Origin of the sequence: Rhodoplanes tepidamans (assembly GCF_030813915.1) — a bacterium.
Taxonomy (GTDB): domain Bacteria; phylum Pseudomonadota; class Alphaproteobacteria; order Rhizobiales; family Xanthobacteraceae; genus Rhodoplanes; species Rhodoplanes tepidamans.
Window position 1 is genome coordinate 58,964 of record NZ_JAUSUJ010000027.1, and the last position, 26,941, is coordinate 85,904.

Annotated in this window: 25 protein-coding genes; 13 read left to right on the top strand and 12 right to left on the bottom strand. The window is 71.3% G+C overall.

Annotated elements, in window-relative coordinates:
- The first annotated feature begins 149 nt into the window (after positions 1-149).
- The 4 genes from J2S22_RS25435 (at position 150) to J2S22_RS25450 (ending at position 4,998) form a co-directional block, all read left to right on the top strand.
- Positions 150-689, top strand: coding sequence for a TRAP transporter small permease (locus J2S22_RS25435; RefSeq protein ID WP_272777586.1), 540 nt, complete (start codon positions 150-152; stop codon positions 687-689).
- Between the two features lie 5 nt (positions 690-694).
- Complete coding sequence (locus J2S22_RS25440; RefSeq protein ID WP_272777587.1) at positions 695-1,993, top strand: TRAP transporter large permease; 1,299 nt, start codon at positions 695-697, stop codon at positions 1,991-1,993.
- Between the two features lie 31 nt (positions 1,994-2,024).
- Positions 2,025-3,740, top strand: coding sequence for a thiamine pyrophosphate-requiring protein (locus tag J2S22_RS25445; RefSeq protein WP_272777588.1), 1,716 nt, complete (start codon positions 2,025-2,027; stop codon positions 3,738-3,740).
- 124 nt (positions 3,741-3,864) lie between these two features.
- Positions 3,865-4,998, top strand: a complete 1,134-nt coding sequence (locus tag J2S22_RS25450) for an alpha-hydroxy acid oxidase (RefSeq protein ID WP_272777589.1) — start codon at positions 3,865-3,867, stop codon at positions 4,996-4,998.
- A 15-nt stretch (positions 4,999-5,013) separates the two neighbouring features.
- Here the strand turns inward: J2S22_RS25450 and J2S22_RS25455 are convergent, their stop codons facing one another.
- Genes J2S22_RS25455 through J2S22_RS25465 form a run of 3 tightly spaced genes read right to left on the bottom strand, consistent with a single transcriptional unit; the run spans position 5,014 to position 11,393 of the window.
- Positions 5,014-7,497 carry a flagellin hook IN motif-containing protein gene (locus tag J2S22_RS25455; protein WP_272777590.1) on the bottom strand — a complete coding sequence of 828 codons (2,484 nt, stop codon included), beginning with the start codon at positions 7,495-7,497 and terminating at the stop codon, positions 5,014-5,016.
- An 8-nt stretch (positions 7,498-7,505) separates the two neighbouring features.
- Positions 7,506-9,371 carry a flagellar hook-associated protein FlgK gene (gene flgK / locus J2S22_RS25460; protein ID WP_272777591.1) on the bottom strand — a complete coding sequence of 622 codons (1,866 nt, stop codon included), beginning with the start codon at positions 9,369-9,371 and terminating at the stop codon, positions 7,506-7,508.
- 30 nt (positions 9,372-9,401) lie between these two features.
- Positions 9,402-11,393: a flagellar hook-basal body complex protein gene (locus J2S22_RS25465; protein WP_272777592.1), complete on the bottom strand. Its 1,992-nt coding sequence runs from the start codon at positions 11,391-11,393 to the stop codon at positions 9,402-9,404.
- 462 nt (positions 11,394-11,855) lie between these two features.
- Between J2S22_RS25465 and J2S22_RS25470 the strand changes: the two genes are divergently transcribed.
- The gene (locus J2S22_RS25470; RefSeq protein WP_272777593.1) at positions 11,856-12,701 is read left to right on the top strand and encodes an AAA family ATPase; all 846 of its coding nucleotides are present in this window, start codon (positions 11,856-11,858) and stop codon (positions 12,699-12,701) included.
- Positions 12,702-12,769: 68 nt separating this feature from the next.
- Here J2S22_RS25470 and J2S22_RS25475 read toward each other — a convergent pair whose 3' ends face one another.
- The 5 genes from J2S22_RS25475 to J2S22_RS25495 form a co-directional block, all read right to left on the bottom strand.
- Positions 12,770-13,339 carry a Uma2 family endonuclease gene (locus tag J2S22_RS25475; RefSeq protein WP_272777594.1) on the bottom strand — a complete coding sequence of 190 codons (570 nt, stop codon included), beginning with the start codon at positions 13,337-13,339 and terminating at the stop codon, positions 12,770-12,772.
- Between the two features lie 139 nt (positions 13,340-13,478).
- The gene (locus tag J2S22_RS25480; protein ID WP_272777595.1) at positions 13,479-13,658 is read right to left on the bottom strand and encodes a hypothetical protein; all 180 of its coding nucleotides are present in this window, start codon (positions 13,656-13,658) and stop codon (positions 13,479-13,481) included.
- A 130-nt stretch (positions 13,659-13,788) separates the two neighbouring features.
- On the bottom strand, positions 13,789-14,778 hold the full coding sequence (locus tag J2S22_RS25485; protein WP_272777596.1) for a Bug family tripartite tricarboxylate transporter substrate binding protein: 990 nt from the start codon (positions 14,776-14,778) through the stop codon (positions 13,789-13,791).
- Between the two features lie 293 nt (positions 14,779-15,071).
- Positions 15,072-15,734, bottom strand: coding sequence for a B3/B4 domain-containing protein (locus tag J2S22_RS25490; protein WP_272777597.1), 663 nt, complete (start codon positions 15,732-15,734; stop codon positions 15,072-15,074).
- A 73-nt stretch (positions 15,735-15,807) separates the two neighbouring features.
- The gene (locus tag J2S22_RS25495) at positions 15,808-16,359 is read right to left on the bottom strand and encodes a hypothetical protein (RefSeq protein WP_272777598.1); all 552 of its coding nucleotides are present in this window, start codon (positions 16,357-16,359) and stop codon (positions 15,808-15,810) included.
- Positions 16,360-16,465: 106 nt separating this feature from the next.
- Between J2S22_RS25495 and J2S22_RS25500 the strand changes: the two genes are divergently transcribed.
- Both J2S22_RS25500 and J2S22_RS25505 read left to right on the top strand, forming a co-directional pair.
- The gene (locus J2S22_RS25500) at positions 16,466-17,041 is read left to right on the top strand and encodes a DUF2975 domain-containing protein (protein ID WP_272777599.1); all 576 of its coding nucleotides are present in this window, start codon (positions 16,466-16,468) and stop codon (positions 17,039-17,041) included.
- 8 nt (positions 17,042-17,049) lie between these two features.
- Entirely contained in the window at positions 17,050-17,301 is a 252-nt protein-coding gene (locus tag J2S22_RS25505; RefSeq protein WP_272777600.1) for a helix-turn-helix domain-containing protein, read from the top strand.
- 2 nt (positions 17,302-17,303) lie between these two features.
- On the opposite strand, the gene J2S22_RS25510 is transcribed toward J2S22_RS25505, so the two are convergent.
- On the bottom strand, positions 17,304-18,959 hold the full coding sequence (locus J2S22_RS25510; protein WP_272777601.1) for an NAD(P)/FAD-dependent oxidoreductase: 1,656 nt from the start codon (positions 18,957-18,959) through the stop codon (positions 17,304-17,306).
- A 162-nt stretch (positions 18,960-19,121) separates the two neighbouring features.
- On the opposite strand from J2S22_RS25510, the gene J2S22_RS25515 reads away from it, so the two are divergent.
- The 3 genes from J2S22_RS25515 (at position 19,122) to J2S22_RS25525 (ending at position 20,701) form a co-directional block, all read left to right on the top strand.
- Entirely contained in the window at positions 19,122-19,649 is a 528-nt protein-coding gene (locus J2S22_RS25515; protein WP_272777602.1) for a SixA phosphatase family protein, read from the top strand.
- Between the two features lie 261 nt (positions 19,650-19,910).
- A complete protein-coding gene (locus tag J2S22_RS25520) occupies positions 19,911-20,084 on the top strand; it encodes a hypothetical protein (protein ID WP_272777603.1) in 174 nt (57 codons plus the stop codon).
- A gap of 245 nt (positions 20,085-20,329) precedes the next feature.
- The gene (locus J2S22_RS25525; protein WP_272777604.1) at positions 20,330-20,701 is read left to right on the top strand and encodes a hypothetical protein; all 372 of its coding nucleotides are present in this window, start codon (positions 20,330-20,332) and stop codon (positions 20,699-20,701) included.
- A gap of 12 nt (positions 20,702-20,713) precedes the next feature.
- Here J2S22_RS25525 and J2S22_RS25530 read toward each other — a convergent pair whose 3' ends face one another.
- On the bottom strand, positions 20,714-21,970 hold the full coding sequence (locus J2S22_RS25530; protein ID WP_272777605.1) for an MFS transporter: 1,257 nt from the start codon (positions 21,968-21,970) through the stop codon (positions 20,714-20,716).
- A 249-nt stretch (positions 21,971-22,219) separates the two neighbouring features.
- Here J2S22_RS25530 and J2S22_RS25535 point away from each other — a divergent pair, with 249 nt between their 5' ends.
- Positions 22,220-22,624, top strand: a complete 405-nt coding sequence (locus tag J2S22_RS25535) for a hypothetical protein (RefSeq protein ID WP_272777606.1) — start codon at positions 22,220-22,222, stop codon at positions 22,622-22,624.
- 169 nt (positions 22,625-22,793) lie between these two features.
- Here the strand turns inward: J2S22_RS25535 and J2S22_RS25540 are convergent, their stop codons facing one another.
- The gene (locus tag J2S22_RS25540; RefSeq protein ID WP_272777607.1) at positions 22,794-23,306 is read right to left on the bottom strand and encodes a YciE/YciF ferroxidase family protein; all 513 of its coding nucleotides are present in this window, start codon (positions 23,304-23,306) and stop codon (positions 22,794-22,796) included.
- A 210-nt stretch (positions 23,307-23,516) separates the two neighbouring features.
- Between J2S22_RS25540 and hemN the strand changes: the two genes are divergently transcribed.
- The gene (gene hemN / locus J2S22_RS25545) at positions 23,517-24,866 is read left to right on the top strand and encodes an oxygen-independent coproporphyrinogen III oxidase (protein ID WP_272777608.1); all 1,350 of its coding nucleotides are present in this window, start codon (positions 23,517-23,519) and stop codon (positions 24,864-24,866) included.
- Positions 24,867-25,060: 194 nt separating this feature from the next.
- Here the strand turns inward: hemN and J2S22_RS25550 are convergent, their stop codons facing one another.
- A complete protein-coding gene (locus J2S22_RS25550; protein ID WP_272777609.1) occupies positions 25,061-25,978 on the bottom strand; it encodes a LysR family transcriptional regulator in 918 nt (305 codons plus the stop codon).
- A gap of 114 nt (positions 25,979-26,092) precedes the next feature.
- Here J2S22_RS25550 and J2S22_RS25555 point away from each other — a divergent pair, with 114 nt between their 5' ends.
- Positions 26,093-26,836, top strand: coding sequence for an SDR family oxidoreductase (locus tag J2S22_RS25555; protein WP_272777610.1), 744 nt, complete (start codon positions 26,093-26,095; stop codon positions 26,834-26,836).
- Positions 26,837-26,941: the final 105 nt, after the last annotated feature.

Below are 26,941 nucleotides of genomic sequence, written 5' to 3' on the forward strand. Positions count from 1 at the left end.
GACCCAGGGACCGCACGACGTGCGGCTCCGAAGTCCCGCGTCCGCGGAGCGAGCGGAGTGTCGGCCGGCTTCAGTGGACGCCGATCCGAGCGCGCGGCGCCGACGCCGGCGATCCCGCCTCGGCCCGATCATCATCCCGGAGCCCCGCCATGGAAATCTCCCGACGCCCGAGGGGGCGCCCCAAGAACGCGATGGACCGCTTCATCGCGGCGATCGAGTGGATCGCGGCGGGCTTCGTCGGCCTCGTCGCGCTCGACATCTTCGTCTCGGTGATGCTGCGGTATCTGTTCGCCGTGTCGATCCCGGACGGCTACGACTTCGGTCGCATGTTCCTCGGCATCCTGATCTTCTGGGGCATCGCCGCGACCAGCTACCGGGGCGCCCACATCACGGTCGATCTCGTCTGGGATCTGGTCGGGCCGCGCCTGAAGCGCGCCATCGACGTGTTCGCGACCCTGGTGCTGCTGCTGGTCGTGACCGTGCAGACCGTCATGCTGTTCGACAAGGTGGTGGCGACCAGGGCGCAGAACATCCTCACCTACGACCTGCAGCTCCCGGTGTGGCCGTTCTTCGCGCTCGCCTGGGCGGGCGACGCGGCCGCCGTGATTCTCATCGCGGTGCGCACCTTCCGCCTGGTGTTCCATCCCGAGCGCGTCCGCGAGGGACGCTCGCTCGAGCCGGTCGAGTGAGCCCGATGTCCCAGGATCTCGTCGCCGTCGGCGGCTTCGTGCTGCTGTTCGTGCTGATGCTGCTGCGCGTTCCGGTCGGCATGGCCATGGGCCTCGTCGGCGTCGTCGGGTTCGGGCTGATCACCGGCTTCGGCCCGGCGCTCAAGCTGATCGCCCAGACCTCGATGCGCACCGTCACGGACTACACCTTCGGGGTCATCCCGATGTTCCTGCTGATGGGCGCCTTCGTGACCAATTCCGGGATGAGTCGCGAGCTGTTCCGCGCCGCCAACGCGACGATCGGGCATCTGCGCGGCGGGCTGGGCTTCGCCACCATCGCGGCCTGCGGCGGCTTCGCGGCGATCTCCGGCTCCTCGGTCGCCACCGCCGCGACCTTCTCGACCGTCGCCTATCCGGAGATGCGGCGCTTCGACTATCCCAAGGCCTTCGCGGCCGGCACCATCGCGGCCGGCGGCACGCTCGGCGCCATGTTCCCGCCGTCGACCGTGCTGGTCGTCTACGGCATCATCACCGAGCAGGACATCTCCCGCCTGTTCATGGCCGGCATCGTCCCGGGCCTGCTCGCCATGCTGATGTACATGGCGACCATCGCGCTGATCGCCACCGCGAAGCCGAAGCTGCTGCCGGCCGGACCGCGACTGCCCCTGCGCGAGCGCCTCGCCGCCCTGCGCGAGGTGTGGGCGCCGGTGGTGCTGTTCCTGTTCGTCATCGGCGGGCTCTACGGCGGGCTGTTCACGCCGACCGAGGCGGGCGGCGTCGGCGCCGGCGGCGCCTTCCTGATCGGCGTGCTGCGCCGCAGGCTGTCGCGCGACGCGATCCTCGACGCCCTCCTGCACGCCACCCGCACGGCGGCGGCGGTGTTCACGGTGCTGATCGGCGCCCTGATCTTCGGCTACTTCCTCACCCTCACCGGCACGCCCCAGAAGGTCACGGCGTTCATGACCGGGCTCGGCATCGGGCCCTACGGCGTGCTCGCCCTGATCCTCCTGATGTACCTCGTCCTCGGCTGCCTGATGGACGCGATGGCGATGATCATCCTGACCGTGCCGATCATCTTTCCGGTCGTCACGGCGCTCGGCTTCGATCCGGTCTGGTTCGGCATCATCGTCGTGATGACGGTCGAGCTCGGCCTGGTGAGCCCACCGGTCGGCATGAACGTCTTCGTCATCAAGAGCGTCGTCGACGAGCTGAGCTTCGCCGACATCTTCCGCGGCGTCGCCCCGTTCGTCGTCACCGATCTGATCCGTCTCGGCATCCTGGTCGCATTCCCGGCGCTGGCGCTGTGGCTGCCGAGCCTGCTGTGACCCGCCCGTTCCCCGTTCCTGCGAGCCTCCGATGAAATCCGTTCCCGAGACTCCCCCGATCACGGCCGGCGGCGCCCTCCTGGCGCGACTGAAGGCCCTCGGCGTCGACTACGTCTTCGCCAATTCCGGCACCGACTTCCCGCCCATCGTCGAGGCGCTGGCGCAGGCGGCCGCGACCGGCACGGCGGTGCCGCGGGCGCTCGTGATCCCGCACGAGCACGCCGCCATGGGCATGGCGCACGGCTACTTCCTCGCCTCCGGCCGGCCGCAGGCCGTGATGGCGCACACCAATGTCGGCCTCGCCAACTGCGCCATCGGGGCCATCAACGCGGCGACCGAGCGGGTGCCGGTGCTGCTGTTCTCCGGCCGCACGCCCGTCACCGAGGCGGGACGGCTCGGCTCACGCACCGTGCCGATCGGCTGGGGCCAGGAGATGCGCGACCAGGCCGCATTGGTGCGCGAGGCGGTCAAGTGGGACTACGAGCTGCGCGTGCCCGAGCAGGCCGGCGAGATCGTCGACCGCGCCCATGCGATCGCCCAGTCGACCCCGAAGGGGCCGGTCTATCTGAGCCTGCCCCGCGAGGTGCTGTGCGAGCCCTGCCCGGCCGATCGTCTCGACGCACCGCCGGTCATGCGGCCCGTCACGGTCGCGCCGCCCGCCGCCGCGATCGCCGAGGCGGCCCGTCTTCTCGCCGCCGCCGAGCGCCCCGTGATCGTCGCGCAGCGCGGCGCCGGGTCGGCCGAGGGCTTCGACGCGCTGGCGCGGCTCGCCCAGGACTGGGGCATCCCGGTCGTCCAGTACTGGGCGATCCAGCTCGCCGTCGCCACCGACCATCCGATGGCGGTCGGCACCGATCCAGCACCGTGGCTCGCCACGGCCGACGTGGTGCTCGCGATCGACTGCCTCGCCCCCTGGTCGCCGGACATCCATCGCCTGCCGCCCCATTGCCGGGTGATCCAGGCCGGGCCGGACCCGCTCTGGGCACGTTTTCCGGTGCGCGACTTCCCCTGCGACCTCGCGCTCGCCGGCGAGACCGCCGACCTGCTCGTCGCGCTCGAGGCCGCGATGCGGCCGCTGCGGGCCGGCGCGCGGGAGCGGTGCGAGGTGCGGCAGCGGGCCGTGGCGGAGCGGGCCGCCGCGATCCGGCGCGCCGTGCAGGCCGAGGCCGAAGCGGGATGCGCGGCGCCGATGACCAAGGCCTGGGTGAGCCTCTGCCTGTCGCGCGCCCTGGAGGGGCGCGACGCCGCCGTGCTGTCCGAGCTGGGCGCGCCGCTCGAGCCGCTGACGCTGCGCCGCCACGGGAGCTGGCATCAGGAGCCCCATTCGGGCGGGCTCGGCTGGTCGTTCCCGGCGGCGCTCGGGATGCAGCTCGCCGGCCCCGACCGGCTGATCGTCGCCACCATGGGGGACGGCTCCTACATGTTCAGCAATCCCGTCGCCTGCCACCAGATCGCCGAAGCGCTTGCGCTGCCCGTGCTGGTGATGGTGCTGAACAACGGGGAGTGGGGTGCGGTCAGGAGGTCGGTGCTCGACGTCTATCCGGACGGGCATGCGGCGCGCAGCAACGCCATGCCGCTCGTCTCGCTGGCCCCCTCGCCCGACTTCACCAGGGTCGCCGAGGCGAGCCGGGCGCGGGCCTGGCGGGTGGAGGCCGGACCGGAGCTCGCCGCCGTTCTCGCCGCCGCGATCGACCACGTCACCACGACCCGGACGCACGCCCTGGTCGAGATCCGCATCCGGCCGTGAGCCGGGCTCGATCCCGGCGCGAGCCGGCGCTGCGTCGCGCCTCGGACTCCTCCGCACTTGTGCGCGGCGGCGTTCGGCGTGATCACGGGCCGGCCGGCTGGCCGGCCCATTCATGGAGTTTCCCTTGCCCGCTCCGTCGATCCCGGACCTGCGCCGACGCGCGCGGCGCCGCCTGCCGCGCTTCGTGTTCGATTTCCTCGACGGCGGCGCCGGCAGCGAGGCCGGGCTCGCCCGCAACGCCGTGGCGTTCGACCGGGTGCTGTTCCGGCCGCGCGCGCTGGTGGACGTCGAGGCGCGCAGCCTGAAGACCGCCTTCCTGGGGCGTGACTGGGCCGCCCCGATCGGCCTCGCGCCGGTCGGGCTCGGCAACCTGGTCTGGCCCGGGGCCGAGCGCCGCCTCGCGGCGGCGGCGGCCGCCGCCGACATTCCCTATGTGCTGTCGACCCCGGCGACCACGCCGCTCGAGGCGATCGCGGGCGTCGCGCCGCACCACGCCTGGTTCCAGCTCTATGTCGGCAAGTCGCAGGCGATCGTCGACGACCTGATCGACCGGGCCGCGGCGGCCGGCTACGGGGTGCTGGTGGTCACGGTCGACATTCCGGCGCCGGGCCGCCGCCTGCGCGACCTGCGCAACGGCTTCACCCTGCCGTTCCGGCCGAGCCTGCGGCTGGCGCTCGATCTCGCCCTGCATCCCGCCTGGTCGCTGGCGACGCTGCGCCACGGCGCGCCGCGCTTCGCCAACCTGGAGAAGTACGCCCCGGCCGGCGCCGGCGCCCGCTCGCTGGCGGCCCTGATGGCGGAGCAGAGCTCGGGCCGGCTCGACTGGCGGCTGCTCGCGCAGATCCGCCGGCGCTGGAGCGGCCGGCTGGTGGTGAAGGGCATCCTGTCGCCGGACGACGCCGTGCTGGCGCGCGAGGCCGGCGTCGACGCGGTGTGGGTGTCGAACCACGGCGGCCGGCAGCTCGACGGCGCGCCGGCGACCCTGGCCGTGCTGCCGGCGATCCGGGCCGCGGTCGGGCCCGACTTCCCGCTGGCGGTCGACGGCGGCATCCGCTCCGGCGAGCACGTGATCAAGGCACTGGCGCTCGGGGCGAGCTTCACCTTCGTCGGACGCCCGGTGCTCTACGGCGCTGCGGCGGGGCCGGCCGGCGCGGCCGAGGCGATCGCGATCCTGGTCGCCGAGGCGAGCGGAACGCTCGCCCAGCTCGGCCTGACCGGGATCGACGCCGTCGACGCGCGCTGCGTGGACCGGACCTGACGCGGTCCGGCCCGGTCAGAGATAGTTCACCAGGTTCAGCTTGGAGAGCAGCGCCGTGGTCTGCAGCGAGGCCTGCAGGCTCGTCTGCAGCGCCAGGATCATGGCCGCCGACTCCTCCATCGGCACGCCCTCGACGCTCACCAGCATGTCGGTGAGTGTCGCGGTCGTCTGCGTGTGGCGGTCCTTGGCGGTCTGGATCGCCTTCTGCGAGCCGCCGAGATCGGCCGTGATGTCGGACACCTTCTGGACGCCCTGCTGGTTGCCGAGGTTCGACTGGACCCGATCCATGAGGGCGGCGAACCGCCCCTGCCCGTCGGCGTCACTCGCCGAGAAGCTCACCGCCGCCATCACGCCGACATTGGCGAGGGCGATGCGGAACGCCTGCTCGTTGGCCCGCATGCCGTAGGCGACCGTGATCTCGGAATCGATGCGGGCGACCGCGGTGCCACGGGCCGAGCCGGCGCCGGCCTCGCCCGTGTACCAGGTGAGCGTGTCGGCCGTGGTGCCGTTCCTCAGCGTCGTCGCGGTGTCGAAGGGCGGCCCGTCGACGCGCTGCGGCGGGCTGACGTCGCCGGCGTTGAAGAACTCGTTCGACGCCTGCACGGCGGAAGCCGCCATCAGGCTGGTGCGGGCGAGCGTGCCGACCGAGGAGGTCACCAGCGCGTGCAGATTGGCGAGCGTCTCCGCCTCGGTGATGCCGATGGCGAACTGGTTCTTCTCCGTCGGTGCGTCGACCACGTCGGCGACGCGGTTGCCGGCCGCGAAGCCGAGCGCGTCGAGGGTGGCGGAATCGCCGCCGAGCGTCACCTGCTCGCCGGCCGACGACTTGAACACCAGCTGGCCGCCTTCGTTGGCGACCGTCACGCCGGCATTGCCGCCCGGCAGCGAGCCGAGCGCCGCCATGATCTTGGTGGCGGCCGTCGAGGCGCTGTCGCTGGCGTCGAGGCCCGAGATCGTCACCGGCGCGCCGCCGTTGAGGGTCGGAGCGTTGATCGTGATGGCGCCGGGTGTGCCGCCCAGGATCGCGCCGGGCGCCGCGAAGCCGCCGGTGCCGACCAGGCTCTTCGGCGTCGACACCGCGGTGAGCACGAGGTTCTCGCTGGTGCCGTCGGGCAGCGTGAAGCTGAACGTGACCGTGTCGCCGTCGCGCGGCAGGGTGCCGCCGAGGTCGACCGACATCACCGGGGGTGCGCCCGCCGGCTGGGTCGCGGTGGCGCCCTGGATCGTGGTGGCGATCGCCGAGAGCTTGAAGCCGAACACCGAGCCGGCGACGTCCTCGCCGATCGACACGACATTGGTGGGGGCGGCGCTGGTCGCCGCGAGGCCGAAGGTCGCCGCCGCGGCGGTGCCGCCGACCGTGATGGCGCCGGTGCTGCTCGCCGCCGTGACGGTGAGGTTGCCGTTCGCCGGGTTCACGGTGGCGGTGCCGCCCGTCAGCCCCGAAAGCGCCGTGTTCAGCTCGGCGATGGTCGAGACCTCGCCGGCCCCGGTGCCGAACGTCACCGCGACCGAGCTCGTCCCGATCGCCACCGTGAGGGTCTGGCCGGCCGTGACGCCGCCCGCCTGGGTCAGCAGGTTGGTCGGCGCCGTGGTGCCGACCGACAGTCCGAGCTCGGTGAGCAGACCGGCCGAGCTGCCCGCCCCGATGTCGATGGTCGCGTCGGCGTCCGCCCCGGTGAGCACGAGGTGGTTCGAGCCGTCGAGCGACGCCGTGACGGCCGGCGCGTCGGGCGCCGCGGCCGTGGTGAGCGCCGTGTTGATGGCGTCGCGCACCGTGGCGCCGTCATCGCCCGCATTGATCGTGACGGAGACGCCGTTGATCTCCAGCGTGCCGCCGGCCGACGTGTAGGGAAGGCTCAGATCGGCCGTGCCGGTCGCCGCCGCGGCCGCGTCCGGCAGCAGCGTCGCGGTCGTCCCGGTCAGGCTCGCGATGGTCGATGTGGTCGCCGGGATGACCAGCCGGCCGAGGCCGCCGGCGCCGAGATCGGCCTGGTTCCGCTCGGTGATCAGCTGGATCAGCCCGGCGCGCGGGCCGAGGCCGTTCAGGATGCGGTCGGTCGTCTCGACCGCGGCCAGATCCGGGCTCTGGCCGGAGAAGATGTACTGGTCGCCGAACTGGGTGTTGAGCGCACCGAGCATGCGGTCGAGCTGGCCCTGCGCCGTCACCTGGTCCTGGGTGCGGCCGTTCTGGGACAGCACGTAGTTCGCCTTGGGGATCGAGGTCTTGACGGTGCGGGCCGCGGCGTCGATGTCGGCCAGCGCCGTCTGGGCGAGCTTGAGGCGGGTGTCCAGCTGGGCGATCGACCCGTCGAAGGCCGACACGACCGACAGCTTCGAGCGCAGCGCGATGGTCAGGCCGCGGTCGAGGCCGATGCCGGCATAGGTGTCGGACCGCTTCTCCGTCCCCAGCTGGCGCTGCAGGTCGTCGAGCTGGCGACGCATCGCCACCAGGCGCTCGACCTGCAGCAGGCTCTGGCTTCCCAAACCGGTGATCGCCATGGCTTCACTCACATCATCTGGAGCAGGGTCTTCAGCATCTCGTTGACGACCGAGAACACCCGCGCGTTCGCCCCGTAGGCCGTCTGCAGGGTGAGGAGCGTCGTCATCTCCTCGTCGATGTTGACGGCGGCGCCTTCGTTGAGGCGCTGCTGGAGCGCGTCGACCACCATCGTCTGACCCTCGGCGAGCTTGGCGGCGCCGGCGGCGTTCTCGCCCTGCTGCGCCATGGTCTGGCGCAGGAAGGACGAGATCGAGCCCGAGAAGGGCGCGGTCTGCGAGCCGATGCCGGTCTGCGGCGCGAAGGTCTGGGTCGCCGTGGTCAGCCGGTCGTAGAGGAAGTTCGGCCGCGTCTGGTCGGCCGACGTGGTGCCGGTGTCGTAGACCACGAGCCTGCTCGGGTCGGCGAGCAGCGCCGGATTGATGGTGATGCGTCCGGCGAAGCCGACCGACTGCGGATAGCTGCCGGCGACCGCGCCCGAGTAGTACTGGGCGCCGTCCATGAAGAAGGGCAGCTCGGCCGTTCCGCCGGTCAGCGAGGTCTGCGTCTTGGTCACCGAGGCGGAGACGAGGTCGGCCGTGCTGGCGGCGCCGTCGTCGAGGACCCGCAGCGTCGTGCCCGACGGGTTGGAGAACTGCACCTGCCCGGTGAAGGCGGCGTTCATCTGGGCCACCGCGGCGGCGAGCCCACCGGAGAAGTCGATGCCGATCACCTTGTCGTTCGGGTCGGACGTGAGGCTGTCGGACAGCGGCAGCGCGCCCGGATCGTCGACCCGCACCAGGGTGGCGCTGTGCAGCTTGCCGGTCAGCGTGTCGGTCCAGCTCACCTTGACCGAATTGCCGGCGAGCAGGCCGGAGACGTCGAGATCGAAGCCCGCCTGTGCCCCGGAGGTGACCGGGGTGCCGGCCGTGGTGACGTCGGAGAGCGCGCGCGAGATCGACGCGGCGAGCTCGTCGAGCTGCGTCTGCGCCTCGACCAGAACCTTGTCGCGCATCTCGAGATAGGCGGCGATCTCGCCCGAGCGGAACGACCTGGTCTCGATGAGATCCATGGTGCCGCCGGCCGAGTTGGTCACCACGATGGTGCCGACCTGGCGCTTGGCCGGATCGGCGCTCCACTGCGCGCCCGGCGACATCATGCCCTGGGCGTCGAACGACAGCGTGGTCGCCTCGGCGCCGGCCAGCTGAATCCCCGAGCTCGTGAACACGGTGACCGAGTCGAAGGCGTCCTCGGTGACGCGGATGTCCATCAGCTCGGAGAGCTGGTCGAGATAGTAGTCGCGCTGGTCGAGCAGCGAGGCGCGCGTCGCGTCCTCGATATGGGACGAGGTGAGCTGGGTGTTGACCTTGGCCAGCCCCTGCAGGCAGGTGTTGGCGTTGCGGATGCAGTCGGCCAGGCCCTGCTCGGCGTTCTCGCGCAGCGCCTGGATGTCGGCCGACATGTTGTTGAGCTGCTGCGCCATCGCCTGGGCGGTCGAGAGCACGTTGACCCGCGTCGAGTAGTCGGACGGGTTGGTGGTCAGCGCCTGCAGGGCCGTGGTGAAGTCGTTGTAGACCGACTCGATCGAGGTCGCCGAGTTGGGATCGGCGTAGATGTTCTGCAGCCGGTCGTAGAACAGCGAGCGCAGCTCCGCGTAGGAGCCGCCCGACGCCTCGGTGCGGAGCTGCCGCTGGACGTACTGGTCGACGATGCGGTTGACGGCGGCGAGCCGGACGCTGACCAGGTCGCCGCCGGCCGCGATGGTCGCCGTCTCGGTCGTCTTGCGGACGTAGCCCGGCGTCTGCGCGTTGGCGACGTTGGCGGCCACCAGCGACAGCCCGCCCTGCGCGGTCTTCAGGCCGGCCGCGGCCGTCCCGAGCGCCTGTGTGAGACTCATGGCGTGCCCTCCGCCGTCGCCGCGCTATCGTCAGCGCAGCATGTTCAGGAGATCCTGGATCATCTGGTTGCTGGTCGTGATCACCCGGGTGTTGGCCGAATAGGCCTGTTGGGTGACGATCAGCTTGGTGAACTCGTCGGCGATGTCGGTGTTCGCGCCCTCCAGCGAGGCGCCGACGATCTTGCCGGACGCGCCGTAGACGGCCTCGCCGGACTGGTCGGTCGCCTCGAAGGCGCCGCCGTCGATCCGCTTGAGGAAGTTCGCGCCCGAGAACTTGGCGAGCGTCACCTCGGCGAGGTCGATGGTGCGGCCGTTCGAATAGGAGCCGGTCACCCGGCCGCTGTCGTTGACCGAGATGGTCTGCAGCGATCCGGCGGCGTAGCCGTTCTGCGACAGCAGGTTGACCTGCACGTTGCCGTTCGCGTCGGAGAACTGGGTGATGCCGCCGGAGCCGAAATTGACCGTGATGTCGCCGAGGCTCGCCCCGTCGACCGTGACGTCGCTCAGCGTCCAGTTGGAGATCACCGGGCTCATCTGCCCGTTTGCGTCGAAGGTGAAGTTGGCGCCGAAGTTCTTCCAGGCGACGTCGGTCCCGGTGGCGCTGGAATTGACCTGGTAGAACAGGTTCCAGGTGTCGGTGTGGCCGCTGCCGAGCGTCGTCGAATCGATCTTGGCCCAGCGCAGCTGGATGTTGGTCGACGAGCCGGACACGTCGTAGACCGTGATGGCGCCGCCGCCGACCGTCTGCGACACGAAGGTGGTGAGGTCGTTTCCGATCACGGTCTGGTTCGACGGCAGCGCCGAGGAGGTCTGCAGGCCGAACATCAGCCGGTTCGCGGTGCCGCCGACCTCGATCGTGTCGGTCGAGCTCGATGCCGTGATGGTCATGTTGCCGTTGAGCGAGTTCACGCTGGCGACGCCGCCCGTCAGGGTGGCGAGCGCGGTGTTCAGGTCGGCCATCGTCGTGATGTTGGGCGACGGCCCGAAGGTGAGCGTGAGCGTCGGGTTCGAGCCGATCGTGATGGTCAAGGTCTGGCCGGACGACACCGCCGACTGGGTGAGCAGGTTGGTCGGGTTGGTGGTGCCGACCGAGACGCCGAGCTCGGTGAACAGCGCGGCGTTGGCGCCGCCGAGCGTGATCGCCGTCTCGGCGTCGGCACTCTGCAGGACGAGGTGGTTCGAGGCGTCGAGCGTGGCGGTGACGGCCGGATTCGCGGCGGTGTTGATGGCGCTGACGACGTTGGCCGGCGTCATGCCGGCGGTGAGGACGACGTTGTTGCCGTTCACCGTGATGGTGCCGGCGTTGACGAGGGTGCCGGGCAGCACCGCCGTGCCGGTCAGGGAGGCGTTGGCGTCGGGGCTGAGGGTCGCGCCGGAGCCGGTCATCTTGGCCGCCTGCGGCGTGACCGCGATCGGGTTGGCCGAGTAGTCGACCGGGTCGAGCAGCTCGGAGCCGACCGTCGAGCTGTCGTGCGACGGCGTGAACGGATAGCGGGCCAGGTTGGCGCGGTACTGGATCTCGGTGGTCGCCTGGGCGGGCAGGAAGTCGTTCTTGAACTTCAGCAGCTCGGGCACGCTGCCGGTCAGGTTCCCGGTGGTGGAGTCGACCGGGATGCCCATCAGGTAGTAGCCTGCGCCGTTGACCAGGTAGCCGTCCTTGTTCGGCTGGAAGTCGCCGCGCCGGGTGAACTGGTTGACGCCCGAGAAGATCGGGTTGTTGTCGGTCATCCCGGTCGGCTTCATGACGACGAAGTAGCCGTCGCCGTTGATCGCCATGAAGGTGCCGATCGAGCTGGTCTGGATGTCGCCCTGCACCGTGTTGGTGCCGCGCGAGGACGCCATGACGCTGCCGGCGACCTGCTTGGACGGCTGGTTGTCCTGGATCAGGTCGGTGAAGCTCGTGTCGGTGCGCTTGTAGGCGGTCGTCTGCGCGTTGGCGATGTTGCCGGAGATGTTCTGAAGCGCGAAAGACTGCGCCTGCATGCCCGTGACGGACGTAGTCAGCGCACCAAAGATACCCATCGGTCGTCTCCACTCGGCCGAGCGGCGCGCGTGACTCCTGCGCGACCGCACCCTGCCGGAGCTTCAGCAAGCCCCGTGCCGGCAAGTGGATGTGATGGATTTCAATGAGTTAGGTCCGGCGACGCCGCTCCGCACAGAGCCTCGTCCCGGCAAGAACGGCCATCGGCCGGCATATTTTTCCGGCCAACACCAAACGCGTCTGCGCGCTTCTGCCGAAGCACACATCCGCGGGCGGGCGAAGGCCTCCCTCCGGCCGCATGTCTGTCAAACGGGCGCTCCCGCGAAACCAGGCGCGGATTTTTCGGGGCGACGCACTTTTTTTTCGACCGGTGCGACCCGCCGGCGGCCGGACGCCGCGCCGGTCCACTCCGGACCGCCCGGACCGGGTCCCCGGCTCGCCGGCTTGCCCCACCCCGGCCGCCGCCCTACTGTCCGGGGAAACCCGGACATCGAGGACGAGAGATGCGCTTCGAAGGCACCAGCGGCTATGTCGCCACCGACGACCTCAAGGTCGCCGTCAACGCCGCCATCGCCCTCGAGCGACCGCTGCTGGTCAAGGGCGAGCCCGGCACCGGCAAGACCGTGCTGGCCGTCGAGATCGCCAAGGCGGTCGGCGCCCCCCTGATCGAGTGGCACGTCAAGTCCACCACCAAGGCGCTGCAGGGCCTCTACGAATACGACGCCGTCTCGCGCCTGCGCGACAGCCAGCTCGGCGACGAGCGGGTCAAGGACATCCGCAACTACATCAAGCGCGGCAAGCTGTGGGATGCGTTCGTCGCCGACGAGCGCCCCGTGCTGCTCATCGACGAGATCGACAAGGCCGACATCGAGTTCCCCAACGACCTCCTGCAGGAGCTCGACCGGATGGAGTTCTACGTCTACGAGACCGGCGAGACCGTGCGGGCGCGGCGCCGGCCGATCGTCGTCATCACCTCGAACAACGAGAAGGAGCTGCCGGACGCCTTCCTGCGCCGCTGCTTCTTCCACTACATTCGCTTCCCCGACCAGGACACCATGCGGGCGATCGTCGAGGTGCACTTTCCGGGCATCAAGCAGCGCCTGGTCGCCGAAGCGCTGAAGCTGTTCTACGAGATCCGCGACGTGCCCGGGATGAAGAAGAAGCCCTCCACCTCGGAGCTGCTCGACTGGCTCAAGCTGCTGATGGTCGAGGACATCGGCCCCGAGATGCTGCGCGAGCGCGATCCCAAGAAGCTGATCCCGCCCCTGCACGGCGCCCTCCTCAAGAACGAGCAGGACGTCCACCTGTTCGAGCGGCTGGCCTTCATGGCCCGGCGCGAGGGGCGCTGACGCGGCCGGCGCACCCGCCGCGGGCGGCGCCGGAGCCGCACCGGGCGACACCGGGCCGTCCGCGCGGCTCAGTCGCCGGGTCGCGGCGGCGGACCGAGCACGTCCTCGGCCGCGAGCGACAGTCCGGGCGGATCGAGCGCGAGAGTACCCTCGCCGACGATGCGCGTCTCGATCAGGTCCCCTTCGCCGCGGCGATGATGGATGACAATCCGCCGCTCGGTGTCGACGATGAGATAATGGTGGATCGACGGAACACGGAAATAGCCCAGGAGCTTGTCGCGGAGATCCCGGGTCGCCGTGCCGGGCGACAGGACCTCGACGACGATCACGGGCGTCTCGACCACCAGCGTGTCGTCGGGAAGCGGGTCACCGCAATAGACCAGGGCATCGGGCTGGAACGTGGTGTGCTCGTCGATGCGGACGACGACGCTGTCGGGAACCACGTGACACGATCCGCACCCGGCCGCGATCGCGCGATCGAGCACGCCGACGACCCTGTAGATCGTCGTTCCATGCCCCAGCCGTTCCGACGCCACGCCGACCACCGTGCCGTCGAGCAGCTCCCACTTTCCCTCGCGGCCGTCCGCCCAGGCGAGGAACTCGTCGACCCGCATCCTTGGTCGCTGCGCGATGGTCATGGATGAAATCTAGCACGACCGCGCGTCGCGGCCCATGGCGACGGACTCCCATGGCGGCACAATCTCAGTCGCCCTCTCCCCCGCCGCCGTCGCTGCTGCCGCGGTCTGACGAGCCGGCGCGCTCCACGACGGCCCGGCCTCAGATCAGGTCGTGGCTGATGCAGTAGCGCACCGCTTCGCTGCGGCTCGCCGCCGCCGCGGTCCGGCACGGATGCTCCTCGGGGCGACGCCCGGACCGTGGTCCGCTGCCGGCCGTCCACTCGCGCGTGCCGGCCTCTCCCGGGTCGGTGACGAAGACGAGACGATCGTGCGGGCTCATCGGGCTCTCCTGACCGCGGCCCGGATCAGCGAGGACGATCCGGGCTTCTGGAAGGAGGCTTACGGCACGGCCGCGGCTCGTTCCGTGAGGCCGGTCACACGGCCGGACCGCAAGTGGGTGCCGCCCCGCCCTATTGCATCTTCACCTCGGCGAGGCGGACGACCTCGGCCCACTTGCGGGATTCGGTAGCGATGTAGGTGCGGCTCTCCGCCGGCGTGGTGGCGACCAGCAGGCCGCCCTGGTCGGCGATGACGCGGGTCGCCTCCGGCTCGCGCAACGCCTTGGCCAGGGTCGCGTACAGCAGGGCGACGCGATCGGCCGGGAGACCGGCCGGCGCCAGCAGGGCGTAGATGGTCTCGGCCTCGGCGTCGGCGACGCCCGCCTCCGCCATGGTCGGGACGTCGGGCAGCACCGGCGAGCGCATGCGGGCCGTCACGGCGAGCGGCACGATGGTGCCGGCCTTGATCTGCGGCAGCATCACCGGGATGTCGCCGAACAGCATGTCGATCTGGCCGCCCATCAGGTCGGTGAGGGCCGGCGCGACGCCGCGATACGGGATGTGCACGATATCGATCTTGCCGGCGCGCAGCCGGAACAGCTCGGCAGCGAGATGCAGCGACGTCCCGTGCCCCGACGTGCCGAAGGAGACCTTGCCGGGCCGCGCCTTGGCCATCGCGACCAGCTCGCCCACCGTCTTGACGCCGAGATCCTTGCGGACCGTCAGGACCTGCGGCACCGCCGTGATCACCGTGATCGGGGTGAAGTCCTTCTGCGAGTCGAACGGCATCTTCGGCATCAGGTGCGGCAGCATCACGAGCGCGCCGCTGGCGCTGATCGCGAGCGTGTAGCCATCCGGCTGCGACTGCGCCAGGGCGCCGAGCCCGATCGTGCCGGCCGCGCCGGTCCGGTTCTCGACGATGAACGAGGCGCCGAGATGGTCCTGCAGCAGCCGCGCCACCAGCCGCCCGATCAGGTCGGTCGGGCCGCCGGCCGGGAACGGGACGATCAGCTTGACGGGCTGGCTCGGATAGCGGGCCTGCCCCGGCGCCGAAGCCGGCGCCACCGCGATCGACAACGGAACGAGCCCGAGGGCTCCGAGAGCGGTGCGTCGCGTCAGCATGGCGTGATCTCCTGGCTCGGTGGTGGACCGCGCGCAGCACCACGGCCACGGCGGAGACACGTCGCTCCGGCCGTGCGATGCGCACGAACATCGATGTGAGGCGGGCGGGCCGGGACATGCGTGAGATCGCGCGGGCGCGCCGGCACGGCGTCCCGTCGACCCCACCTCACGTCACCGGAGGGGGCGTCCGCGGCGTGTTCCTCTCGGGTCTCTTCAGGACCCTTTAGGCGATTAGACTAGATTGTTGTCCTTTTAGCCCCGACCGGCCGGACTTGCAAGCGGGAACGCCGCGGTCACGCGACCACCGCGGTCGCGATCCCCTCCGCTCCGGCGTGCTGCCGCAGGAGCTCCGCGGTCCGGTCGAGCGTCGCGACGAGGCCGTCGGTGCCGCCGAACGCGGTGACGACGAGCAGGATCCGCCGCGTCTCGACCGTCACCATGGCGCGCTCGGAGTCGCTGGTCGGGCTGCCGAACGGCCCCTCGGCGTCGACATAGACGGGCAGGCCCTCGAGGTTCAGGAGATCCTTGCCGATGCCCTTGTAGGTCTCGCCGGCGGTCGCGACCCGCATCAGCACCTCGTCGCCGACGATGCGGTCGCGGTCGTAGACGCCGAGCGACTGCCGGCTCTCGATCGAGACGAGGTTCATCAGATCGACGACGGTGTTGATGCGGTACAGCCCGAGCCCGCGCAGGATCCGCCGCATCAGCGCCTCCTGCGAGCCGCGATAGCGGGTCGGATCCTTGCCGAGCGCCCGGTAGGCGCGGCGCAGCGCCTGCACGGCCGGCAGCCGGGCGATGTCCTCGATCACCATGTCGCGCGTCACCGCCGCGGCGCAGGCGTCGAGCGCGGCCCCCAGCGCGGCGCTGCCCGTGGCGTTGACGACGTCGGCCTCGACGAGGCCGAGCGCCAGCGACGGGCAGGCGGCCCTCACGGCCGGATCGATGGTGATGTGCATGTCGGGCCCTCGAGCAGACGGCCGCATCTACATGCTCCGGGCGGCAGACGTAAAGTCCGCGCGCCGGCGCTCCTCACCCGCAGGGCGGCAGCTCGCCGGCGCCCGGGACGTCCTGCAGATCGACGTCGCGCAGCAGCGGAAAGAACCCGCCGTCCGGCTCGGTCTTCAGATAGGTGGTGAGCAGGACGCGCTGCGGCGCGGCGTCGGTCCGGCACGCCTTGGCGCCGACCCCGATCGCGAGGGAGCCGCGCTCGCCTCTCTCCTTGCGGGCCAGCATGTCGCGGCGCGCCGCCGTCACCCGGGCGACGTCCGCCGGATCGAGCCGATAGGCCCAGACCGCCATGCCTTTCGTCACCTCGCCGCGCAGGCCGGCGATCTCGCCCGGATCGGCGAGATCGGCGAGCACGTATTCCTGCACGACGGGCGCCGCGCCGGCGACCGTGACGGTGAGGCGCAGCGTCACGCTGCGCGGCAGCGGCCGCACGCCCTCCGGCAGCTTCACGGCGACCCGCAGCACCGCCGGATCGATCGCGGCGAAGTCGGTGCGGGCGAGCTTCACCATGGAGGTGACCGGCATGCTGGAGCAGCCGACCAGCAGGGCGGGCGCGACGAGCAGAGCGGGCAAGCGGTTGAAACGCCGAGACAAACGCATCATCAGACCTCGATTGACGAGAATGACTTATTGTTTTACGATAATTCATCATCGCCAATCGATCAATGAGGTCTCTCCGATGTCCTGGTCGTCTCCCCTCGCCGACGACGCCGCCGTCGCATCGTCCCAGGCCCGGCTCGCCCGCCTGTCCCGCCGCATGGCGTGGGTCACCACGGTCGGCATCGTGCTGATCATCGTGCTGATGGGGCTCGCCTTCGCCATCCCGGACTGGAGCCGCAACCTGCTGCTCAACCGGCTCGGGGCGACCGGCGCCAAGCTGCCGCTCGGCCCCGCCGAGCAGGCCGCGCTCGCCGCCATCTACGCCGTGCCGATCGGCGTGATGGTGTGGGGCCTGTGGCACGTGCGCGCGCTGTTCCGCGATTTCGCCATCGGCCGCGTGTTCACGGCCGACGCGGCGGAGCGGCTGCGGCGGTTCGGCCTTTCGGTGCTGCTGCAGGGGCCGCTCGGGCCGCTCACCGCGACCGCCCTGGCGCTCGCCCTGTCGCTCGGCAATCCGCCGGGCCAGCGCTATCTGGTGCTCACCGTCTCGATCAACGACTACGTCGCCCTGATCGTCGGCGGAGTGCTGGTCGCCATCGCCGCCGTGATGCGCGAGGCGACCCGCCTCGCCGACGAGAACGCCGCCTTCGTGTGAGCCGCCCGATGCCGATCCTGGTCAATCTCGACGTCATGCTGGCGCGCCGGAAGATGCGCTCGAAGGAGCTCGCCGAGCGCATCGGCATCACCGAGCAGAACGTCTCGCTGCTGAAGTCCGGCAAGGTGAAGGGGGTTCGCTTCGACACGCTGTCGCGCATCTGCACCGTGCTCGACTGCCAGCCCGGCGACATCCTGGAGTTCCGCCCCGGCCCGGAGGACGCGGCGGAGGACGGCCGGGACACCGCCGGCGACGGCTGAGCTCAACGCCCGCTCGGACGGCCGTGGCGGCCCTCGACGGGCCGCGGGCGGTCCGGCATCGGCTCCGGCGCGGGTTCCTCGCTCCGGCTGTCGATCGCCTTGGCGCGGCGCCAGTCGAGGGCGTTGGGCGGCTCCGGCGCGTCGACGGCCCCGAAGGAGGGGTCGGCGTAGCGCCGGCCCCAGACCGCCGGCGGCGGCCCCCCGTCCTCGTCGTAAGCGGTCCCGGCGGACGCCCCGGGCTGCGGCGCCGCGGCGACGGCCCGCACCTCGGCCCAGTCGGCCGGCGGCGGCGGGTCGGCCGCATCGTCGTCGTGCCGGTAGAGCGGCAGCGCGGCGGCCTGCCGCTTGCGGTCGCGCCGCTGCGCGAACCGCGCCTCGATCGTCTCGCGGCGATTGCGCACCCGCATCCGTCCTTCCTGGATCAGCCGGCCGGCGGTGCCGCCGGCCCACACCAGATCCCAGGGCTCGAACTGCCGCCAGGTGTCGTCGTTCTCCACGATGGCGCGGGCGATCAGGTTGCCGGCGATCGCCGTGGTGTTCAGGCCATGGCCGCCGAACGCACCGGCGACCCACAGGCCGGGCGAGATCTCGCCGATCTGCGGCATGCGATGGAGCGCGAAGGCCATGCTGCCGTTCCAGGCATGGGTGAACTCCACCGGCCCGAGCTGGGGGTAGACGGCGGCGATCGCCGGCCCGAACGACCGCTCGGCCACCTTGCGCGGGTCGGACGGGAAGCAGGTCCCCTCCCCGCACCACAGGAGCCGGTCGCCGTCGACGACGCGGTAGTGGTGATTGGCGAAGCGGGAGTCGCTCACCGCGCCCGGATAGGCGATCGCCTCGCGCAGCCGGTCGCCGAGCGGCGCCGTGACCGCCGTGGTGCTGGTGATCGGCAGAACCGTCGCGGCGAGCCGCGGCATCAGCTCGCCCATGTGGACGTTGCCGGCCAGCACGACATGGCCCGCCCGCACCATGGCGGAGGGCGTCGCGATGCGCTTGCGGACGCCGGCCGGATCGATCTCGCGGGCCGGCGTGCCCTCGAAGATCCGGACCCCCGCCGCCTCGGCGGCGGCGGCGAGGCCGAACGCGTAGTTGAGCGGATGGATGTGGAAGGCGTTGGGAAAATGCAGGGCGTGGAAGTACGCGTCGGACTTCAGGAGCTCGCGCACCTGCTCGGCCGGCCACCCCTCGACGGCCGCGCCGAACTCGCCGGCGAGCAGCGCCAGCGTCTCGTCCATGTCGTCGACACCGTCGCTCTTGGACACGTCGAGCCAGCCGCGCGCCGGCTGGACGCCGGGCAGCTCGCGCTCGCGAACGAGCGTGCGCACATAGGCGACCCCGGCCTCCGAGAGCGTCCACAGGCGGCGGGCGCGGTCGAGCCCCACCCGCTCGACGACGGTGCGGGGATCGGCCGCGAAGCCCGGCAGGACGAAGCCGCAGTTTCGGCCCGAGGCACTCCAGGCGACCCGCTTCGCCTCCAGCACGGCGACCGACCAGCCGAGCCGCGCGACCTCCAGGGCCGTGGTCAGCCCGGCGAGTCCCGCCCCGATCACGCACACGTCGACGTCCAGATCGATCGTCAGCGGCGGCCGTTCGGGCGCCGCGACCGCCGTCGCCGCATAAAAGCTCCGCCCGTAGTCCTCGGCCGCTGTATCGTCCATCCTGCCTCGCTCGCCGGCTCGCGCCGGATCCCCTCGCCGGGGACATCGAATCGATATGTCGCCGTCCGTTCACCGCCGCCGGGTGGAATGGGATGCCCCCGGCTTCCCCCGCCACCGGATGCAGCCTAGACTTTGTGCGCCGCCACATGGAATTTGCAACCCATGCGTCGTCTGATTCTGCTCCGTCATACCAAGGCCGATCCCGCCGGAGCCGGGATCTCCGACCACGCCCGCCCGCTCAATGTCCGCGGCATCGCCGCGGCGGACCGGATCGGGGCCTACATGGCGAGGCACCACCTGATGCCGGACGGTGTCGTGTGCTCGACCGCCCAGCGCACCCGGGAGACCTGGGCCCGGGTCGCCCAGCAGTTCGGCGATCCGCCGGCCGCCACCTTCGAGCGCCGCGTCTACGATGCATCGACCGAGCGCCTCCTGGCCACCCTCCGCGACGTCCGGGACGAGGCCCACGCGGTCCTGGTGGTCGGCCATAATCCCGGCCTGCACCAGCTCGCCACCACGCTGATCGCCACCGGCGACGTCGAGGACCGGGAGCGGCTGCGCGAGAAGCTGCCCACCGGCGGCCTCGTGGTGATCGATTTCGCCGTCGACGCCTGGAAGGACGTGCATCCGCGCGGCGGGCGGCTCGACCGCTTCGTCACCCCGCGGAGCCTCGAGGACGATACCGCCTGAGCTCCGCCGGACCCTCGCGGGGGTCGTGATCGGCGAATATTTACGGATCGTTAAGCCAAACATCTACGATTTGATCGATCGCCGGCCGGGATCCGGAACCCGGCCCCTGCGCGGGACGTTCAGCTCTCACATATCGAGGAGGTCATCCGCGGGCCGCGTCGTCCGTGGGATGCAATCTCGGTTGTGGGGGCGCGCCGATGGAACCGGAACGCCGTCCCGACGTTGTCTCGGTGCTCGATCGTTCCAATTGGCTGCTGTGCCATGACTCTGAAGTTTGACCATCCCCGTTTCGACGACACCCGCGAGCCGCTCGCCTATGGCGACGTCCGCCGGCCGGTCGCGAGGCCGTTCGACACGCGCGAGCTCGACAAGCTCCCGCAGCCGACGGACGACGATCCTCCGTACCGTCCGTGGTGGGTGGTCGATCGCGCGTGACGGTCCCGGGCATGCCCTGCTCGGGGCTGGCGGGGGTCGCACCGCTCGCGCGGCGTGGTCGAATCTGCTATTTTGTTTCACATTGTGATCTCGTAACGGCGGACGTCCCAGGCGCCCGCCGTTTTGTCGTCTGGTTCGGGTGCTTGTCTGTTCGCGCGGGTCGGCTCCGGTAACCTGCGCCATGTCTGCGTATTTCGTTCGCCCGGGTGTCCCCGTCTCGAAGCTCGTTCAGCCACGAGGGTCTCATGATTCGGTTCGCCACGATGTCGGCCGCGGCAGCGATCGTCTGTGCTGCGCTCTCCTCCCAGCCGGCGGTCGCCCGCACGCCCTATGACGGGCCCTGGAGCGTCGTGATCATCACGGATCGCGGGACCTGCGACCGCGCCTATCGCTACAGCGTGCAGATCGTCGACGGCATCGTCCGCTACGCCGGCGAGATGGGCATGGACTTCCGCGGCCGGGTCGGCCGCGGCGGCGCCGTCTCGGTCAGCGTGGCGGCCGGCGGTTCGCGGGCCGACGGCCGCGGCCGTCTGGGCCGCGACTACGGCGGCGGCACCTGGGCCGGCTACGGATCGACCGGCCGGTGCTCCGGCCGCTGGACGGCGGAGCGCCGCTAGCGGCGGCGCCCGTCACGCCGCGCGCTCGTCCGGTCCGTCGTCCGGCGCGAACCGCTCGATCCGGGCGAGCGGCGGCACGAGCCGCATCCAGACGAGCGTCAGCACGATCGCCCCGACGCCGCCCACCAGGGCCGAAGCGACAGGACCGGTGCCCGCCGCCACGGCGCCGGCCCGGAAGTCGCCGAGTGTCCCGGTGGTGCCGGTGAACATCGAGTTGACCGCCATCACCCGGCCCAGCACCGCGTTGGGCGTGCGGGTCTGGATCAGGCCCTGGCGGATGACGACGCTCGTCGCGTCAGCCGCCCCGTAGACGGCGAGCGCCGCGAGCGACAGGGCGAGCGAGGTCGAGAGCGCGAACACCACCGTCGCGGCGCCGAAGACCGCGGTCGCGGCGAACAGCTTCAGCCCGAGACGCCCGTCCGGTGCCCGGCGGGCCAGCACGGCCGTGACGGCGAGCGCCCCGACCGCCGGGGCGGCGCGCAGCAGCCCGAGGCCCCACGGGCCGGTGAGAAGGATGTCGCGGGCGAAGATCGGCAGCAGCGCCGTGACGCCGCCGAACAGCACCACGACGAGATCGAGCGTGACGACGCCGAGCAGCACCGGCTGGCCGCGCAGATAGACGAGCCCGGCCATCAGCGACTGCAGGCTGAGCTTCTGCCGCGGGGCGGTGCGCACATGCGGCGGGATCAGGGTGGCGAGCGTCGCGGCGACCGCGAACAGCGCCGCACACAGCGCGTAGACCGTGGTCGCGCCGAAGGCATAGATCAGCCCGCCCAGCGCCGGGCCGCAGATGGTGGCGGCCTGGTTGGCGCTCGCCGAGGCCGCGATGGCGCGGGGCAGCACCGCGGCCGGCACCAGCCCGGGCAGCAGCGCGTGCATGGTCGGGATCTCGAAGGTGCGGGCGGTGGCGATCAGCAGCAGCAGGCCGAACATCAGGCCGCGGCCGATCTCGCCCGACGCCGTTCCGGCGGCGAGCGCCAGCGCGAGCAGGCCCATCGCGGCCTGGCACAGGCGGACCACGCCGCGGCGGTCGTAGCCGTCGGCGAAATGCCCGACCAGCAGCGACAGGAGGACGAACGGCACGAACTGCACGAGCCCGACCAGGCCGAGATCGAGCGCGCTGCCGGTGAGCTCGTAGATCTGCCAGCCGATCGCCACCGTCTGCATCTGATAGGCCGTCACGCTGAGCACGCGCGAGCCGAGGAAGCAGACGAAGGCGGGCTGCCGCAGCAGGGACGGCGCGGCACCGGACGGGATCGGATCGGTCACAGGGGATTCGGGCGGAGGTTCAAGGAGATCGGCAGACGAGCTTAGACCATGTCGGGGCGCCTCGTCTGCATCGATCCGGGGTCCCTCGTCGGACGAGGTCCTGCGCGTATCCGTCCCGCCGCCCGGGCGGAACGGTGCCGGTGCGCCCCGCGTTGAGCCCCGACGATGCGGCGCCCGACCCGCGCCGGATCTGAGCCGCCCGGGCCAAATCGGCCCGGCACAACGACAATCCGAATTCGTGAGGCCCCGATGCTGCGCCGAGATGCCACCTGCCTGATCGCCGCCGGACTGCTCGGTCTGGCGGTCGGACCGGCCGCCGCCCAGGCCCCGCAGCCACCGGTCACGCCCGACCGGCCGGCCGCCGGAACCCCGAGCCCGCCGGCCAGCCGCCTCGACTGCCCGCCGGGGGTCGACCCCGGCCGCGCCCCCGCGCTCGGCGACCAGGGCGCCGCCGGGGGTGGACGCGGCGGGTCCGCCGGCACCACCGGCGCCGGCGACAGCCTGTCGGGCCAGCTGTCGCATTCGCGCGGCGTGGTGTGCCCGCCGGCCGGCACCGACCCCGGCATGGTCGAGCCGCCGCCGGCCGGCGGCGCCCTCAAGGTGATCCCGCCGCCCGGCACGCCCGGCGGCGAGCCGGCCCCGGTGCCGAAATAGCGCAGGGCCGTCGCGCCGGCGCTGCCGGCACGACGACGAAAACGCCCGCGGATCCCGCGGGCGTTACGATGTCGCTTCGGATCTTCTGGCTTTGGACCGGGTGGCTTTCGACCGGGAGCTTCGGCCCGCTCCCGGTCCGTCATCCGGACGGTCCGTCACCCGGATGCGGTCATCCGGCGGCGCGGGCCTTCACGTTGACGCCGCCCTCGGCCATCGAGGTGAGCTTCACGTCGGTCGCCTTCTCCTCCTCCAGGGTCTTCTCCAGGACCTTGGCGCAGTCGGCGCGGCCGAGCTGCTTGGCCCAGGCGACCAGGGTGCCGTAGCGGGTGATCTCGTAGTGCTCGACCGCCTGCGCCGCGGCGATCAGGGCGGCGTCGAGGACCTTCTGGTCGTCGACCTCGCCGGCGACGTCCTCGCTCTCCTCGATGATGCCGTCGATCGCCGGGCAGTCGACGCCGCGCACCTCGATGCCCTGCATCCGGAACACCTCCTGGAGGCGGGCGATGTGGTTCTCGGTCTCGCCGAGATGGGTCTTGAAGGCCTGCTTGAGCTGCGGGTCGCCGGCCTTCTCGATCATCTCGGGAAGCGCCTTCACGATCCGGTTCTCGGCGTAGTAGACGTCGCGCAGCGTGTGCACGAAGAGATCGTCCATCGTGCGGATGTCCTTGGAGAAAAAGCCCATCTGTCGGATCCTGTGATCGGGTGTGGCGGGCCTGTCGCGGCGGCCGTGCGGCGGCCGCGAGCCCCGGTTCGCCGGCCCGGCGTCGGGTCGCGGCTCGTCGGACCAACGGCACAGAAAGGGCCGGGTTCCGGCCCTTCGCCGACCGCGATCGCTCCACCGTTTGACCTTGATCAAGGTCCTTGTCGTCAATCTTCCTTTACAGTTTAGCCCATGAACAGTGTCATCGCGCTCGCTGAACGAAACGTTCCCCGATACACCTCGTATCCGACCGCGCCGCACTTCACGCCGACGGTCGACGCCAAGACCTATGCCGGCTGGCTCGCCGCCCTGCCGGCAGGCTCCACCCTGTCGCTCTACCTTCACGTGCCCTTCTGCACGGACATCTGCCTCTACTGCGGGTGCCACACGAAGGCGGTGCGCCGGGCCGAACCGCTCGACGCCTACACGGACCGGCTGATCCAGGAGATCGGCCTCGTCGCGTCCAAGGCGGGCAGCAAGCAGGTCGTGCACATCCATTGGGGCGGCGGCACGCCGTCGATCCTGGGCGCGGAGCGCCTCGGGCGCATCGTCGCGGCGATCGAGGGCGCCTTCGACCTTTCGACCCTGCGCGAGCACGCGGTCGAGCTCGATCCGCGCCGGCTCACCCAGGAGCTCGCCGATGCGCTCGCGGCGATCGGCGTCACCCGGGCGAGCCTCGGCGTGCAGGACTTCTCGCCCCATGTCCAGGAGGCGATCGGGCGGCTCCAGCCGTTCGAGACGGTGCGCGACGCCGCCGCCATGCTGCGCAAGGCCGGCATCGACCGCATCAACATCGACCTGATGTACGGCCTGCCGCGCCAGACCATCGCCGATGTCGAGCGCAGCGCGAGCCTCGCCGCCTCGCTCGATCCGGCCCGCCTGGCGCTGTTCGGCTACGCCCACGTGCCGTGGTTCAAGGGCAACCAGAAGCTCATCGACGTCGCCGCGCTGGCCGGTCCCGGCGAGCGCATCGAGCAGGCGCGCGCCGCCTCGCGGACGCTCGCCAGCCACGGCTACGTGCCGATCGGCCTCGACCACTTCGCCCGGCCCGACGACGACCTCGCCACCCTGCAGCGCGGCGGCCGCCTGCGCCGCAACTTCCAGGGCTACACCACCGACGAGGCCGACGGCCTGATCGGCTTCGGGGCGAGCGCCATCGGCAAGCTGCCGCAGGGCTTCATCCAGAACGCGGTCGACATCGCCGGCTATTCCCGCACGGTCGAGAGCGGCTCGCTCGCCACCATCAAGGGCGTCGCGGTGTCCAGCGACGACGTGCTGCGGGCCGAGATCATCGAGCGGCTGATGTGCGATCTCGGCGTCGATCTCGACACCCTGCCGGCCGCCAAGATCGGCGACAGCCTCGACACCAGCTTCGCCCGCGAGATGCACGATCTCGACGGCCTGGTCGCCGCCGGCATGGTGCGGATCGACGGGCGGCGCATCAGCATCACCGAGGAGGGCCGGCCCTTCGTCCGGCTCGTGGCAGCGGCGTTCGACGCCTATCTGCCGCAGAACCGCTCACGCCATTCGGTGGCCGTCTAGGTCACACAAGTCGTACTGTCGACGCATATTGCGATGGCCGGGGCGCGCCCCGGCCATCGTCGTTTGGGCGGCCGTTCACGGTGGCTTTCGCCCGAGCGGTCCGCGGTCGCTTCGATTCGTCCCCCGTCATTCCGCGGCGCGCGCACCGGCGCGCGCACCCGGAACGACGGAGAGCCGATCGACGGCGCCCGCCGTCACGCTCCGTCCCGACCGGCCTCTCCGCCGCCCTCCGCGCGCAGCCGTGCGGCGATCCAGTCGATGAAGGCGCGCAGCCGCGGCGACAGGTGCTTGGCGCGGGGATAGAGCACCGAGACGGGGGTCGGCGACGGCGGCGTCTCGGCCAGCACCGGCACCAGGGCGCCGGAGCGAAAGTCGGCCTCCAGCCGATAGCGCGGCGCCTGGATCAGGCCGAGGCCGGCGCGCGCCGCCGCCGCATAGGTCTCGGCGCCGTTGACGGTGAGGAGCGACGGCAGCCGCACCTCGCGCCGCTCGCCCGCCACCATGAACTCCAGCGGCAGCACGGCGCCGGTCGCCGACGAGCGGAAGCCGACCATGCGATGGCCGTCGAGATCGTCCGGACCGTGCGGCACGCCGTGCCGCGCCAGGTAGTCGGGGGACGCGCAGGTCGCCTCCGGCAGCGCGGTCAGCCGGCGCGCCACGAGATCGCTGTCGGTCAGCGTGCCGACCCGCAGCACGCAGTCCATGCCCTCCTGCAGCAGATCGACGTAACGGTCGCTCTCGCTGAGCTGCACCTCGATGTCCGGATAGGCGCCGAGAAACTCCGGCAGGTGCGGCACCAGAATGCGGCTCGCCATCCCGCCGTGCACGCCGACATGCAGGAGCCCCTTGGGGCTCGCGCCGGCGAACGCGCCCTCCGCCTCATCGAGGTCGGCGAGCAGGCCGACGCAGCGGCGGTAGTAGGCTTCGCCGTCGAGGGTCGGGCCGACATGCCGGGTGGTCCGCTGCAGCAGGCGGACGCCGAGCCGCGCCTCCAGCGCCTTCACGGCCTCGGTGACGGAGGAGCGCGGAAGGCCGAGATCCTCGGCCGCCTTGGAGAAGCTCCTGCGCTCGACCACCCGGGTGAACACCCGCATGGCGTCGAAACGGTCCATTGTTCGCTAATCTCGAATAGTGATGCCATCTAACGGTAGATTATCTTGTTCAAGCGAACTGCCAAGTATCTCCCCGTCAGCCGCCGCCAGGCGGGCAAACCGAGGAGAACCGCCATGACCGTCACATCCGCCACCAAGGTCGCCATCGTCACCGGGGCGTCGCGCGGCATCGGCGCCGCCATCGCCGAACGGCTCGCGCGCGACGGCTTCTCCGTCGTGATCAACTTCGCCGGCGACGCGGCGTCCGCCGAGGCGCTGGTCCGCCGGATCGAGCAGGCGGGCGGCCGCGCCGTCACGGCGCGCGCCGACGTCGCCGACCCGGCGGCGGTGGCGCGCCTGTTCGAGGCCGCCGAGGCGGCGTTCGGCGGCGTCGACGTCGTCGTCGTCAATGCCGGGATCATGACGCTGGCGCCGATCGCGGAGAGCAGCGACGCGCTGTTCGACCGGCAGGTCGCGATCAACCTGAGGGGTGCGTTCAACACGCTGCGCGAGGCGGCGCGGCGGCTGCGTCCGGGCGGCCGCATCGTCACCCTGTCCTCCAGCGTCACGACGCTGCTGCAGCCGACCTACGGCGTCTATGCCGCCACCAAGGCGGCCGTCGAGGCGCTGACGAGCGTGCTGACGAAGGAGATGCGCGGCCGCGGCATCACCGTGAACGCGGTGGCGCCGGGCCCGACCGCCACGGCCCTGTTCCTCGACGGCAAGCCGGCGGAGCTGGTCGACCGTCTCGCCAAGGCGGCCCCGCTGGAGCGTCTCGGCCAGCCCGAGGACATCGCCGCGGCGGTGTCGTTCCTGGCCGGCCCGGACGGCGCCTGGATCAACGGCCAGGTGGTGCGCGCCAATGGCGGCCTCGCCTGACCCCATTCCCACCGACATCGCAGGACCTGCCGCCATGAGCGCACCCATCCCCACGCGCGCCTCCGCCCCTTCGGCTCCGTCCGCCGGCGGGACCCGAGAATCCGC